Consider the following 14,329-nt stretch of genomic DNA (forward strand, 5'->3'; position numbering starts at 1 on the left):
GAAGGATTTGCCGCTGCTGAGCAGCGCCCGGTACTGGCTTTCATCGTCGCTGTAGCCGGAAAGATAGCGCTGGCCGGTGGCCTTCATCACCTGATCCCGCACCAGCGACTGCTCGTAGAAACCGTCCCCCAGCCGCTTTTGCAGCTGGTCCTGGCTGTAGAAGGCACTGCTGCTCAGCGCCTGTTTACCGTCGGTGAAGCGCGGATCGGTTTCAACCAGGTAATGGCTGTCAGAGCCGGGATGCAGGCTGAACAGGCTGTTATCCGGCAGTTTCACCGGCCCGGTCACGCTGCGCAGCACCCAGTTATCCTTCGAAGGAGACGTCACCGGCAGCCCGCTGTGCGTATCATCAATCTGAGCGCCGTCCTGCGTGCTGCCGGTATTGCCCGCCGAGGTGGCCGTCAGGTCCGCCGCGCCGGTGAGCGCGGCATCCGTCATGCCGTCCGCGGTTTTCCGCATTTGCAGATCGGCAGCGCCGCTGCCGTCGGAAAGGGCATCCGACACGGGTTTCAGCTGCGTATCCCCGGACGGCCCGGACGGCAGCGGCACTTCGCTCACCAGCGTCTGCTGCCCAAGCCGAGCCAGAGTTTCAGCGCCGTTCAGCCCCGATGCCTGCCCGCCCGCACCGGATGTTGACTGCTGTTGGGCGATCGTCCGGCCTTCACCCGCTCCCTGCCCCTGTTGCTGAACGGTCAGATGCAGCGGCAGATCCGTTTCCTGCACCGGTGCCTGATAAACGCCTTGCCCCTCAAAGTGGGTCTGCTTGTGACTCTTGCGTTTACCCGCTCTGACCACCACGCCGTCTTTGGTGATTTCCTGCCGGACGGTGGTTTCATCATTATCGACGCTGCCGTTAATCAGCAGATCCTGCCCGGCCACCACCTGGCTGTCTTTATTGTGCAGATCGCCGTTCAGCGTTAAATCGCCGCCGCTGCGGATCACCGCGCTGTCCTGACCGCTGACCTGCTGCTCTTTTACGCTCTGGGTGTAGGAGAAAATATCGAATCGACGCCCGTCACCGGACACGCCCGGCAGATTAAAGCGGATGATATCCTTATCGTTATCCTGCCAGAGGTAGATGTACTGCGGCTTTCCGTCAACGTCGACGGTGATGCGATTACCCTGTTCATCCAGCGCGTAGCTGCGCCCGTCCTGGTCGAAGTCAAAGGCAACGGGGCTGGTTTCATCCTGGTTGAATTCAACCAGATACCCTTTGAAGCTGTAGTGCTGGCCGTCCGTCCTGCCGCAGCCCTCGGTCCATTTTTCCCCGGTGCACAGCTCAACTTCCAGCACGTTCGGGGTAACGGAGACGGTTTTCAGATCGCTGCTGACCGTTAAGTGGATGTCACGGTTTTCCGTCTTCGCGGCGTCAATGCGCAGATCGCCCATCGCCTCAATGGTGGCGCTCAGGTTCTCAACCTGCGATGCCTGGTCGGTCAGTTCGCCCGCAGCGTTCAGCCTGCCGCCAATGCTCAGCCCGCCGTTACTGTAGATCAGGCCGTGATCCTGATTACTCAGCCGATCGGTGGCGATTGTCAGATCGTCGCGGGCGGCAATCGTCGCAGCCGTTTCTCCGGACTTATCATTCAGCAGCGTGCGCGCATCAATCACCAGCCGGTCGCCGTACAGTCGCCCCGTTCCGGTGTTATGCAGCGTGTCGGTGCGCAACAGCACATCGCCACCGTCGATCAGCCCCTGATTGAGGATGCCGGAAGCATTGATATGGGTCGTGCCCGCATTGATGTCGCCGCTCTGCTGATTGTTCAGCTGTCCGGTGGTCAGCGTCAGCTGCTTGCCCGCGCTCAGCGCGCCGCTGTTGCTCAGTGCGTTGCCGTGGGTATTGAAAGTCAGATCGTCACCCGCGGCCAGCGTCCCGCTCTGGTTTACAGCGGAAGTGATATCCAGGCCAAGACTGCCGCCGCTGACGATCCTCCCGGCACCGTCAAACGCCCCAAGCCACAGGCTGGCGTCGCCGTTGGCAACGATGTCGCCGCCCGCGTTGCTCAGCACCAGTTTTGATCCCGGCTGGCCCACTTTCAGGCTGTTCTGCGACGAAATCAGGCCGTTCTGGTTATTAAGCTGCTCGCGCACGCTGGCCTGCAACGTATCGCCCGCACGCAGGGCACCGTCCTGATTGTTGAGGCTGCCGACGCTCAGCGTCAGATCCTGCGCCTCAATGCCCTGTTTGCTGCCGCGCGTGTGCTGATTGTCAATCTGGCTGGCGCTCAGGTTCAGCGCCTGGCCGGCTTTGATCAGCCCCTGTTGGTTTTGTACGTTCTGCCGGACCGCCAGCTGCGCATCCCCGGCGGCAAACAGCAGGCCATCGGTGTTGTCCAGCGAATCCACGCTGGCCGTCAGATCCGCGCCCGAAAGCATCTGGCCGTGCTGATTATCAACGCGGCTCCCCTGCACAGACAGGCCAGCGCCACCCTGGATCAGGCCCTGCTGATTACTCAGGCTGCCGCTGTTGATGGCAAGCGATCCGTCGGCCAGCAGTTTTCCCTGCTGGTTATGCAGATCGGCACCGTGCGTATCCAGGCTGAGGTCGCCGCCGGACTGGATCGCGCCATTCTGATTATCCAGCGCGCCGCTGGCGATCTTGCTGCCTTCAGCGCTGCCGATAGCACCCGCGCGGTTATTCAGGCTCCTGAGGTTAAGATCCAGCAGTTTCCCGGCAATCAGCCCGGCCTGGTTGATCACATCGCCCGCGATCAGATTCAGCGCACCGCCGCTGCGTAGCCCGGTTTTCTCACCGTTAGTGTAGCTGTTGTCGAGCTGCTGACCGTGGGTATCAATACGCAGGCCATCGCTGCCCTGAATTAATCCCGCCTGGTTAGTTAACCGCTGGCTGCTCAGATCGAGGGAATCCGCCAGCAGCACCCCTTTGCGGTTATCGATATCGCCGCTGTTCAAGGTCAGCGCCCCGCTGGCGACAATGCTGCCCAGCTGGTTGTCCACCGAGCCAGCGATCGTCAGCAGCCCGTCTCCCTGAGTGGACTGAATGGTTCCGCGCGCGTTGGTCAGGCTGAGCGTATCAAGTGACAGATCGCCGCTGCTTTGCAGCGTTCCGTCGCTATTGTCCAGGTTCTGCCCGCCGTGAACCGTCAGCGTTTCGTCAACGGCGGTCACTGTCCCCTGCTGATTATTCAGCCCGTCGGCGCTCAGCGTCACGTTTTTACGGGCGGCAATGTGGCCCTGCTGATTGTTCAGGTTCTGTGCGGTGCTGACCGTCAGCGATTCGTTTGCCGAGAGGATTGATGCCTCACGGTTGTCGAGGCTGGTGCTGCTAATCTGTACCGGTCCCGCGGCCTCCAGCGATCCCCGCTGGTTATCGATCGCGCCGTTAACCTTAACCTCGAGCGCGCCGTTTTTACTGCTGACGGCACCGTCCTGGTTGCTCAGCGATGCAGCGTGCAGCTCGGTCGCCCCGCCGCTGACAATCTGCCCCTGCGCATTATTCAGCTCGTTGCTTACGGTAATCTGATTTTTCCCGGCCACGGCCAGCACTTTACCGCTGCGGTTATCCAGCGATGCGCCGGTAAGCGTGACGCTATTTCCGCTTTGCAGCACGCCGTGCTGGTTATCAATCCCCGCATCCAGCCGGGCATTCAGCGCACCGTCCACGCTGGTGATGGTCCCTTCACGGTTGTCCAGCGATTGAGCGCCAATCTGCACATCCTTCTGCGCCGCCAGGCTGCCGAGCCGATTGTTCAGGGTTCCGGCTGAGAGGGTTAACGATCCGCTGGTTGATACCATCTGGCCGTTACCGTTATCAATGTTGCCAGCGTTGAGCAGCAGATCGTCTTTCGCCAGCAGCTTACCCTGCTGGTTAGTTAACACGTTCTGCACCTTAACACTGGCGCTGCTACCCGCCGCCAGCAGAGAACCGCTGGTGTTATTGAGCGCGGCGGCCGTAACGTGCAGGCCCTGGCTGCTCTGCATCGTGCCTTGCTGATTATCGAGGGCCTGGCTCAGCGATATTGTCAGGTCACCGTCTCCGGCGCTAATCAGCCCCTGGCCGTTACCGAGCGTGGTTCCGCTCAGGCTCAGCGCATGAAGGCTGTCGATCTCCCCGGCAAGGTTGTTCCACGCCAGACCCTGGCCTGTGAACGTATCGCCGCTGATTAAACCGTTATGGTTATCCACGTTGCCAGCGCTCAGCGTCAACGCACCGCCAGCGCGAATTCCGCCGGTTTCGGTGAGCGTATCAGTGTTAATCAGCGCCCCGCCGTGGGTGTTAATATCCAGTGCCTCGCTGGCCTGGATCAGACCGCCTGCGTTGTTTATCTCTCGGGTGGAAATCTGCATCGCGTCACCGGCCAGAAGCTGGCCCTGGCTGTTTTTTACGCTCGCGGCATCCAGGGTTAAGCGCTGGCTGCTTTCAATATCGCCGCCCTCGTTATTAATCTGGCCCGCCGCATTCAGGGAGCTGTCTCCGTTGGTAGCAGCAATAACCCCGTTCTGGTTATCAACCGATCCGGCATGCAGTTCCAGCGAGGTGCCTGCCAGCAGGTTTCCCGCCAGGTTACTCAGCGCGCCGCTGAGCTGGCCGATAATCTGCGCCGTGGCAGACAGCACGGTGCCGCCGTTGTTATCAAGCGAGGCGGCCTGAAGAGTCAGCGCCTGCTGGCTTTGCAGCGTACCCAGCCGGTTGATCAGCTGGCCGGACAGCGCCAGCGATGCCGCCCCGTTATCGGCACTCACCATACCCTGCGTATTATTCAGCGAGCTGCCTTTCAGGTTCAGCCGGTCGCTGGCCGCCAGTACACCCGACTGGTTATCGATATGAGCGGCGGAGAGATCCAGGCTCTGCGCCTGTAGCTTGCCCTGCCGGTTATTGAGGTCGCCGGTGTTAAGCGCCAGCGCCTTTCCGCTGAGAATACCCAGCCCGTCGGCGTTAGTTTGCGCGTTAATCAGCTCGCCGCCGCGCAGATCGAGGCGGATAGCTCCCGGTGTGGCGATGCGTCCGGCGGTGTTATCCAGCGAGGAAGCCGCCAGCGTCAGCTCACTTCCCCCTTCCAGAGTTCCGCCGCGATTGTCCAGCGCGCCCGAGAGGTCCAGCTTACCCTCGCCGGAAACGGCACCGATCGCGCCCTGCTGGTTGTTAAGATCGGCAGCCTGTATCGCCAGCTGCTGCGCAATAAATTTACCGCTGCGGTTATCTACGCTGCCGCTGAAATCCCCCTGAAGCCTGCCGTCGGCCGCCAGCACTCTGCCGTCCTGGTTAGCCAGCTGCGCCGCGCTGAGGTGCAGATTTTTCGCGCTTTGCAGGTTTCCGCCACGGTTGTCGATCTCCCCGCTGACGGACAGATTCGCATCACCGTTATCGGCGCTGATAAAGCCCTGCTGGCTGTCCAGTGAACCGGCGGTAATATTGAGCGACTGAAGCGCTTCCAGCGTGCCTTCGCGGTTGTTCAGCACGTCCGCGCGGACGTCAAGATGCTCGCCAAGCAGCGTTCCTGAAGCGTTGTTAAGATTACCGGTCGCCACCCGCAGCGCGTTGTTGCTGGCAATGCGACCCTGGCTATTGTCCAGGCTGGCCGCACGCAGATCGATGGCTCCCGCACTCTCAATCACGCCCTCGCGAGCGTGAAGATCGCCGGTCGCCTTTATCTGCATCTCGCCCTTACCGGTTTGCAGTAGCTGGCCGTTCTGTATCGACAGCGACGTTCCCTGTACGCGAACCTGCCGCCCCTGCGTCAGACCGCCGTCCAGCAGGATCTGCTGGCCGCCAATCGTCAGATCCTTAGCGGCAAGAATTTTGCCCTGCGCGCCGCTGATATCATCGCTTTGGATCGCAACACTGCCGTTTTCGGAGCCCAGCTCGCCACCGGTATTGTCCAGAGAATGGCTGCTGAGGGAAAAGTCCCCGGCGCTGGCCAGCGTGCCGCCACGGTTATCTATCCGCTGGCTGTTCAACGCCAGGCCCCGATCGCCGCGTGAAATCAGCGTTCCGCCCGTGTTATCGATCTTTTCAGCCGCATGGATGTTCAGCTGGTCCGCAGCGATAGCGCTCCGCCGCGTGGTTAAGGTATGCGCCGTACTCAGCGTGGCCTGCCGTGCGTCAATCAACGTATCGTCAGCGTTGATATCCCCTTCACGGGCGGTCACGGTAACCGTTGCTGCCCGGCTCTGACTACCGGAGAGATCCACTTCGCGACCGGAGGCGATAAAGCCGTCGTGGCTCAGATGTGTGCCGTGGCTGGCAAGACGCTGTTCCGCCTTGACCGTCAACTGCCCGGTGCGCGTTGCTTTTCCGCTGCTGTCGACTCCTGCCCCCATCGCACTGCCTGCATCCGCTTCTATACTGCGGGCCGTCACGGTGGCGTTACCACCCGCCGTCAGCGCCGATCCGGCCTGGCTGTGCAGCCTTCCGCCGCTGTCCAGTCGCAGATGACCGTCGGCACTCAGCGCCCCCTTATTCGTCACATCGCCCTGGCTGGCAATCTGCAGGTTGCTGCCGGTCGAGATATGCCCCTGGTTATCGAGCTGGGATGCTTTCAGCGCCAGATCCTGCTGCGCATAAAGCGTGCCGCTGTTGGAGATTTTCCCATGCGCATTGAGCGTGAATTTTCCCTGCATCGCGCCGATTTCTCCGGCGTTGCGCACCCCCACGCCGCGCTCGGTTCCCACCAGCGTGATGCGCCTGCCGTACATGCCGCCCAGCGATGAGGTATCCACCGCAAACTGCGGCCGCCCTTCAGGATCGTCAGCTTTCACTACCACGACGTTGCCGTTGGCATCCGTCTGATTGCGGCCGGTGGTCACCTGCAGATCGCCGGTCTGTAATCGGGCGTTCACCTCCACCGCGCGGGCAATCAGATGGGTATAATCCTGACGGCTGCCGTCCATACCGCCGCCGCTGATGATGATCCGCCCGCGATCGACGTCATAGCCCGCCACCTGGCCGTTTTTCACCTGTACGCGCCCGGCCGCCAGGGTGTTGTGCCCGGCGTTAATAAAACCGCATCCGCTACAGGTAATCCCCGCCGGGTTAGCGATAATCACATCCGCTTTCTTGCCCGCCACCTCAACAAAACCGTGGAGCTGGCTGGGGTTCATACTGTTGACTTCGTTGAGGATAACTTTGGCCGATCCCTTCGCCAGCCACGGGTTACCCGCTACCTGACCGGCCAGCTGGGTCTGGGTGCTGTGCTGGCTGTTATTTAAAATCGCCCCCCGCTCGCCAACGTCAAACTGGCTGTATTTATTGTGGGAAAGCCCCTGGCCGTTAGGGGTTTGAATGTTGATCTGCGGCAGACCGTTGCCGGTTTGCAGTACGGTTGGTCGCTGCCCGCCGGGCGCGCCGCGATCGGCGGTAATCGTGCCAGCCTGCGCGGCGCTGACCAGCCCCCCGGCCAGCCATAACGCCACGGTAAGAGGCCGCAGAACGGCCACGCAGGAAGCAATGCCGCCCGGGCCTCGAGCCGAATCGCCAGCGCGGCAGCGGGCCAGTTCGGAAACGACCATCAGCATGCGACGGGCGCGATTAAAAATGATGCGGTAACAGTGTTTGTTCATGATTCATCCCTGTATCAATACTGCCAGCTGACGCTGAAGCCAAAGGTCACCGAGTCGGTTTTAAAACCCTGTGGCTTATAGATCGGTATGCCGCTGAAGGCGTCATAGCTTGCGCCCAATAAGTCGAGGTTGCCCCGCAGGCCCGCCACGCCGCCCGCCAGCTGGTGCCCCAGCAGCGTGGAACCGTCGCTGCGCCCGCTCACTTCGCCGTAGTCTGCGCCGAGATAAAACTCCTGCTGCGGCAGCGGTGTACGCCATGCCAGCGTATTTTGTACATACCAGCCACGACTGGCGCTGAGGGTGCGTTCACCGTCAAAGCCGCGCACCGTCCAGCGGTTACCGATAGCGATTTGATCGGGCGAGGTCAGCGGGGTGGAGCTGGCCTGCTGCAGGTAGTTAACCTGATAAGAAAAGTTTTGATTTCCCAACGTAAACGGCCAGTTCAGGCCCGCCGTCAGGGTGAAAATTTTACTTTTTTCGGTAGCATCGTAGCCGTCTTCATATTGCTCTTCATAAGCGGGCAGCGCGCCAAACCAGCGGGTGCCGCGCTGGAAGCTGACGCCGCCGTCAACGGTCACGTCGCCAAAGTAATGACGATGATCGAGCCCGAGCAGCCAAGCGCTGGTGCGCCGACGCTGAACCTCAATTTCGGTACGATCGATGTAGTTACGGATCTCGCGAACCAGCACGCTGCCGCGCATCGTCGTTTTGCCGCTGGCGTTGCGCTGAATAACCCGGCTCAGGCCAACGTTCAGGTTTTTACTCTTACCCGAATAGCGAATGTCGCCATTGAACCCCGCCACGTTTTGCACGTAGTTGTACTGCCCGGCGTTGACCTCAAACAGCCAGTAGCCCAGCGGCAGCGAGTAGTGGCCGTTAATATTTTTGCTCTGTTCGTGGCTTTTGAAGCCGAGATCGTGGCTGGCGGAAACATACAGCAGATCGCTGAGGGCGAACGGATTATCCAGCGCCAGCATGGCACCGCCCTGATAGCGCCCGGTGCTCTTCGTGCCGGAGTCATCGGCCCACAGATTAACCCGCCAGATTTTGCTCTGCTGTCGGCTGATGATCACATCGCTTTCGCCGGGATTATCGCCGGGGACAATCTCCATATTGTCCTGCACCGTCGGCAGGCGCTGCTGATTCTCCAGCCCCTGCTCGATATCGCGCAGATCCAGCAGTGCGCCTTCGCGGGCGGGAATAGAGGTATAGAGCACGGCGCGTTTATCGGAACCGTCGGCATAGCGAATATGGCGAATCATGCCCGGCACAAGGGCAACGATTAGTGTTCCGCTGCTGAGTTCCTGCTCGGGGATCAGCACCCGCGATGTTACCCAGCCGCGATCGACCAGCCGGTTTTGCAGCCGGCTCATCAGCTGGTTGATGCCCATCACGCCGAGGCAGTGTCCTTTTGCACCGTCAGCCACCCGCTGTGCCGGAAACCAGTGTGGAAAGGCCTCTTTGCCCATCAGCTGAACGTGGTTGATCGGAAAACAGGGCGTTTCCTGCGGAAACGGACCTTCGGCATCGGGCTGCGGCTGTTCAGTCAGGGTAATATCCGGCGCATCCGGGGTTAACTGCGCCTCTTTCGCCGACTGCTGGGTTTTAATGTGCTGCTGCTGCTGATCGATAAACGGGGCAGCCTGAGCGGTGAAGTGAAAACAGGTAATTACAGAAAGCGTCGCCAGAATAATATGGCGACACCGGGGGGCATTTGCGATCCTTGCCAAAAGTTACAGCTCCATTAAGTACAAACAAACTTAAACAAATATTAATGTATTTAGGTTTGTGAAGCCTGTACGGAGCGCAAAATATCCATAAAATCGTAATTTATCTATAAGCCATACAACTGAATAGTACTCGTTTTCATCAGCCGTCTCGTGCTCGGTCATACGGCGCAAAGCATGATTAAACCCGGCAAACGTTTCGAGAGCGATCGCCGGAACGACCGCTCTCTTTTTATGGCTAAATGACCAGCTGTTCCATCGCCTGGGTAATCCGCTTTTCCGAAACGGGATACGGCGTGCCCAGCTGCTGCGCAAAGAAGCTGACGCGCAGTTCTTCAGTCATCCAGCGAATATCCTGCACGTCGTCATCGTCGCGTCGCTGCGGCGGCAGTTTGTTGAACCAGGTGTTCCACGCCTGCTCAACGTTCTGCACCTTGATCATCCTGGCGCGGTCGCTGTGGGGGTCCACCGCCAGCTTCTCCATGCGCCGTTCAATCGCCTGCAAATAGCGCAGCGTGTCCGCCAGCTTTTTCCAGCCGTTGCCGGTGACAAAGCCGCGATACACCAGCCCGCCCATCTGCGCTTTGATATCGGAAAGCGCCAGCGCCATAGTCATATCTACGCGCCCTTTCAGCCGTTTATTGATGTTGAACACCGCAGTGAGGATCTGCTCGACCATTTTGGCGATCTCCACCACCGTGTCGTTCAGCTCGGCGCGCACCACATCGTGCAGCCGGGTATAGCCAGATTCCTGCCAGCTCGGGCCGCCGTGTTCGGCAATCAGTTTATCAATGCCGCAGGCGATGCAGTCGTCAATCAGATCCAGCACCTTGCCGTACGGGTTAAAGTACAGCCCCAGCTTGGCCTTGTTCGGCAGCTTCTCGTGCAGGTATTTGATTGGCGAAGGCACGTTCAGCAGCAGCAGGCGGCGCTGGCCGCGCCACATCGCTTTCTGCTGTTCATGCTGCGAGTCAAACAGCCGGATGGCCACGCTGTCTTTTTCATCCACCAGCGCCGGCCAGGCTTTCACGCTGTAGCTGCCGCGCTTCTGCTCGAAGTGGTCCGGCAAATCGCCGAAGCTCCAGATATGCAGACCGCTCTGCTCAAGGCCGTCGTCGGCCACCTGCGATAGCGTTTCCTGCACCTTGCCCTTCAGCTGCAGCTTCAGCGCATCGAGGTCTTTGCCTTCCGCCAGCTTACGGTTATTTTCATCGATCACCCGGAAGGTGATTTTAAGATGATCGGGCACCTGATCCCACTGCCAGGCTTCGCGGTCCACCGTCACGCCGGACATACGGCGGAATTCGCGCTCCAGCGATTCCAGCAGCGGCAGCACCAGCGGTTCAGCGCGGCCGAGGAAGGCTTCGGCGTAGTTTGGCGCGGGAACAAAGTTACGGCGTAACGGCTTCGGCAGGGATTTGATCAGCGCGATAACCAGCTCGCGGCGGATGCCGGGGATCTGCCACTCAAAGCCTTTTTCTTCCACCTGATTCAGCAGCGGCAGCGGCACGTGGACGGTCACGCCGTCAGCATCCGCGCCCGGTTCAAACTGGTAGCTGAGCTTGAGTTTCAGGTTGCCCTGATGCCAGAAGTTCGGGTAATCCAGTTTGCTGACGTTTTCCGCACCCTGGCGGATAAGCATCTCTTTGGCGAAGTTCAGCCGTTCCGGCTCCGTGCGGCTGGCATTTTTCCACCAGCTGTCGAAATGGCGGGCGGATACCACGTCGTGAGGAATGCGCTGGTCGTAGAACTCGAACAGGATCTCGTCATCCACCAGAATATCGCGGCGGCGGGATTTATGTTCCAGCTCCTCCACTTCTTCACGCAGTTTAAGGTTGGCCTTGAAGAAGCCGTGGCGCGTCTGCCAGTCGCCCTCCACCAGCGCATGGCGGATAAATAGTTCGCGCGACAGCACCGGGTCAATCTGGCTGTAGTTCACCTTGCGCGCCGCGACGATCGGCAGGCCGTACAGCGTCACTTTCTCCATCGCCATCACCGCGCCCTGCGCTTTCTCCCAGTGCGGCTCGCTGTAGCTGCGCTTCAGCAAATGCTGCGCAAGCGGTTCAATCCATTCCGGCTCTATGCGCGCAGCAATACGCCCCCACAGGCGGCTGGTTTCCACCAGTTCGGCGACAATCGTCCACTTCGGCGGTTTTTTAAACAGCCCGGAACCGGGGAAGATGGCAAAGCGGGCATTGCGCGCGCCGGTGTACTCCTGCTTGTCGCTGTCTTTCTGGCCGATATGCGACAGCAGGCCGGTCAGCAGCGCGGTATGTACCTCGCGGAACGGGGCCGGTTCGCTATTTACCGGCAGTCCCTGTTCACGCACCACCTGGCGCAGCTGGGTATAGATATCCTGCCACTCGCGCACGCGCAGATAGTTAAGATAGTCCAGCTTGCACTGGCGGCGGAACTGGCTGGATGACAGCGCTTTCTGCTGCTCCTGAAGATAGTTCCACAGATTAACAAAGGCGTTGAAATCCGACTCTTTGTCAGCAAATCGCTGGTGTTTCTCGTCCGATGCCTGCTTTTTCTCGGCCGGACGCTCGCGCGGGTCCTGAATCGACAGCGCGGAGGTAATAATCATCGCCTCGCGCACGCAGCCGTATTTCTGCGCTTCCAGCACCATTTTTGCCAGGCGCGGGTCTACCGGCAGCTGAGCCAGCGATCGGCCGGATGAGGTCAGTTTATAGTGCTGGTTATCATCCAGGGTAATCGCACCCAGCTCTTCCAGCAGGCGCACGCCGTCCTGAATATTGCGCTGGTCCGGTGCTTCCACAAACGGGAAGGCGGCAATATCTCCCAGCCCGAGCGAGGTCATCTGCAGAATGACCGAGGCCAGGTTGGTGCGCAGGATTTCCGGGTCGGTAAACTGTGGGCGACTGAGGAAATCATCTTCGGAGTACAGACGAATACAGATCCCCTCAGAAACGCGGCCGCAGCGCCCTTTACGCTGGTTGGCTGACGCCTGCGATACCGGTTCAATCGGCAGGCGCTGCACCTTGGTGCGGAAGCTGTAGCGGCTGATGCGCGCGGTGCCCGGGTCGATCACGTATTTGATGCCCGGCACGGTCAGCGAGGTTTCCGCCACGTTGGTGGCCAGCACGATGCGCCGCCCGACGTGCGACTGGAAGACGCGGTTCTGCTCGGCATTCGACAGTCGCGCGTAGAGCGGCAGCACCTCGGTATGCGGCAGATCGCGCTTCATCAGCGCGTCGGCGGTGTCGCGAATTTCACGCTCGCCGCTCATAAAGATCAGAATATCGCCACGGCTCTCCTGACCCAGTTCATCCACCGCGTCGAAGATTGCCTGTAGCTGGTCGCGGTCGGTATCGTCGGCATCTTCCACCACCGGGCGATAGCGCACTTCTACCGGATAGGTGCGGCCCGAGACTTCAATCACCGGCGCATTGTTGAAATGGCGCGAGAAACGCTGCGGATCGATGGTCGCCGAGGTGATGATGACTTTCAGATCGGGGCGCTTTGGCAGCAGCTCGCGCAGGTAGCCGAGCAGGAAATCGATGTTCAGGCTGCGTTCGTGGGCTTCATCGATAATGATTGTGTCGTACTGCATCAGCAGACGGTCCTGCTGGATTTCCGCCAGCAGGATACCGTCGGTCATCAGCTTCACCTGGGTGGTGTCACCGACCTGATCGTTAAAACGAACTTTGTAGCCCACGCAGCCGCCCAGCGAGGTTTCCAGCTCGGCGGCAATACGGTCGGCAACGGTGCGCGCGGCCAGGCGGCGCGGCTGGGTGTGGCCGATCAGGCCGCGAATGCCACGGCCCAGCTCCATGCAGATTTTCGGCAGCTGGGTGGTTTTCCCCGAGCCGGTTTCACCGGCGACAATCACCACCTGGTTATCGCGGATGGCATTGGCGATGTCCTGCTTCTTCTGGCTGACCGGCAGATTTTCAGGGTAGTTAATGGTCGGTACGGCGGCGCGGCGCTGGGCAATTCGCAGCTCGGCGGCGGTAAAATCCTGGTTTAGCTCTTCGGTAATCGCCTGAAGTGCGGCCGGGCTTTTAACTTTTTTTGCCCCGTGCAGACGACGCTGCAGGCGCTGGCTGTCGCGCAGCATCAGCGAGTCCAGGCGCGGCCAGAACGCGGTCAGGGCAGATTGTGGTGTATCAGACATAGGTCAAACTCACTTTGTTGCGCGGTTAACCGACAACATGGATGTATTGTGATAAAAAATTTTGCGTATAGTAGCACAGACAAGAACTTAGCGTTTTACCTGCGCGGCTATCCTTATTCAATATTTTCGAACATAGATAACAAAAACTCGCACTTACACTCATCGGCATATCGCAGTAGAGTGTTTCACATCAGGCGGACAGCATTCCGCGACTCAACAGGAAATGAAGACATGAGCAAAGTACTCGTTTTGAAATCAAGCATCCTCGCCGGTTATTCTCAGTCAGGCCAACTGGCCGATCATCTGGTTTCAGAGTGGAAAGCCGCTCATCCTGGTGATGAAGTCACCATCCGCGATTTAGCTGCAAACCCAATTCCGGTGCTGGACGGTGAGCTGGTTGGCGCACTGCGCCCTTCCGACGCTGAACTGACTGCCCGTCAGCAGGACGCGCTGGCGCTGTCCAACGAGCTGATTGAAGAACTGCAGGCGCACGACACCATCGTTATCGCTGCACCAATGTACAACTTCAACATCCCAACTCAGCTGAAAAACTACTTCGACCTGGTTGCCCGTGCAGGCATCACTTTCCGCTACACCGAAAACGGTCCTGAAGGCCTGGTGAAAGGTAAAAAAGTGGTTGTTCTGACCAGCCGCGGCGGCATCCATAAAGATACCCCGAACGATCTGCTGACGCCGTACCTGACCATCTTCCTGGGCTTCCTGGGGATGACCGACGTGCAGTTCGTGTTCGCTGAAGGTATCGGTTACGGTCCGGAAGTGGCACAGAAAGCCGCTAACGATGCAAAAGACGCTATCTCTAAAATCGTTGCAGCCTGATTTTAATCACCGGTGGCAAATCGCTGCCGGAGCGTAATAACAACGCGATGCCCGCTGCATCGCGTTTTTTTTAGGCCATAGCAATACTTTTCGCTACGGTCATACT

Annotated in this window: 4 protein-coding genes; 1 reads left to right on the forward strand and 3 read right to left on the reverse strand. The window is 59.6% G+C overall.

Going from position 1 to position 14,329, the window contains the following annotated elements:
* The 3 genes from IBT47_RS04215 to hrpA all read right to left on the reverse strand — a co-directional run.
* On the reverse strand, positions 1-7,521 hold a 7,521-nt coding region (locus tag IBT47_RS04215; protein ID WP_200559427.1), incomplete at its 3' end, for a filamentous hemagglutinin N-terminal domain-containing protein.
* Positions 7,522-7,535: 14 nt separating this feature from the next.
* Positions 7,536-9,215, reverse strand: a complete 1,680-nt coding sequence (locus tag IBT47_RS04220) for a ShlB/FhaC/HecB family hemolysin secretion/activation protein (protein WP_200559799.1) — start codon at positions 9,213-9,215, stop codon at positions 7,536-7,538.
* 271 nt (positions 9,216-9,486) lie between these two features.
* On the reverse strand, positions 9,487-13,386 hold the full coding sequence (gene hrpA / locus IBT47_RS04225; RefSeq protein WP_200559429.1) for an ATP-dependent RNA helicase HrpA: 3,900 nt from the start codon (positions 13,384-13,386) through the stop codon (positions 9,487-9,489).
* A 231-nt stretch (positions 13,387-13,617) separates the two neighbouring features.
* On the opposite strand from hrpA, the gene IBT47_RS04230 reads away from it, so the two are divergent.
* A complete protein-coding gene (locus tag IBT47_RS04230; RefSeq protein WP_105594672.1) occupies positions 13,618-14,223 on the forward strand; it encodes an FMN-dependent NADH-azoreductase in 606 nt (201 codons plus the stop codon).
* Positions 14,224-14,329: the final 106 nt, after the last annotated feature.

Origin of the sequence: Erwinia sp. S43, from assembly GCF_016624745.1 — a bacterium.
Taxonomy (GTDB): Bacteria; Pseudomonadota; Gammaproteobacteria; order Enterobacterales; family Enterobacteriaceae; genus Erwinia; species Erwinia coffeiphila.

Excerpts from the sequence above, each read along its gene's own strand:
- hrpA (WP_200559429.1), bottom strand. The coding sequence starts at position 13,386 with ATGTCTGATACACCACAATCTGCCCTGACCGCGTTCTGGCCGCGCCTG.
- IBT47_RS04230 (WP_105594672.1), top strand. The coding sequence starts at position 13,618 with ATGAGCAAAGTACTCGTTTTGAAATCAAGCATCCTCGCCGGTTATTCT.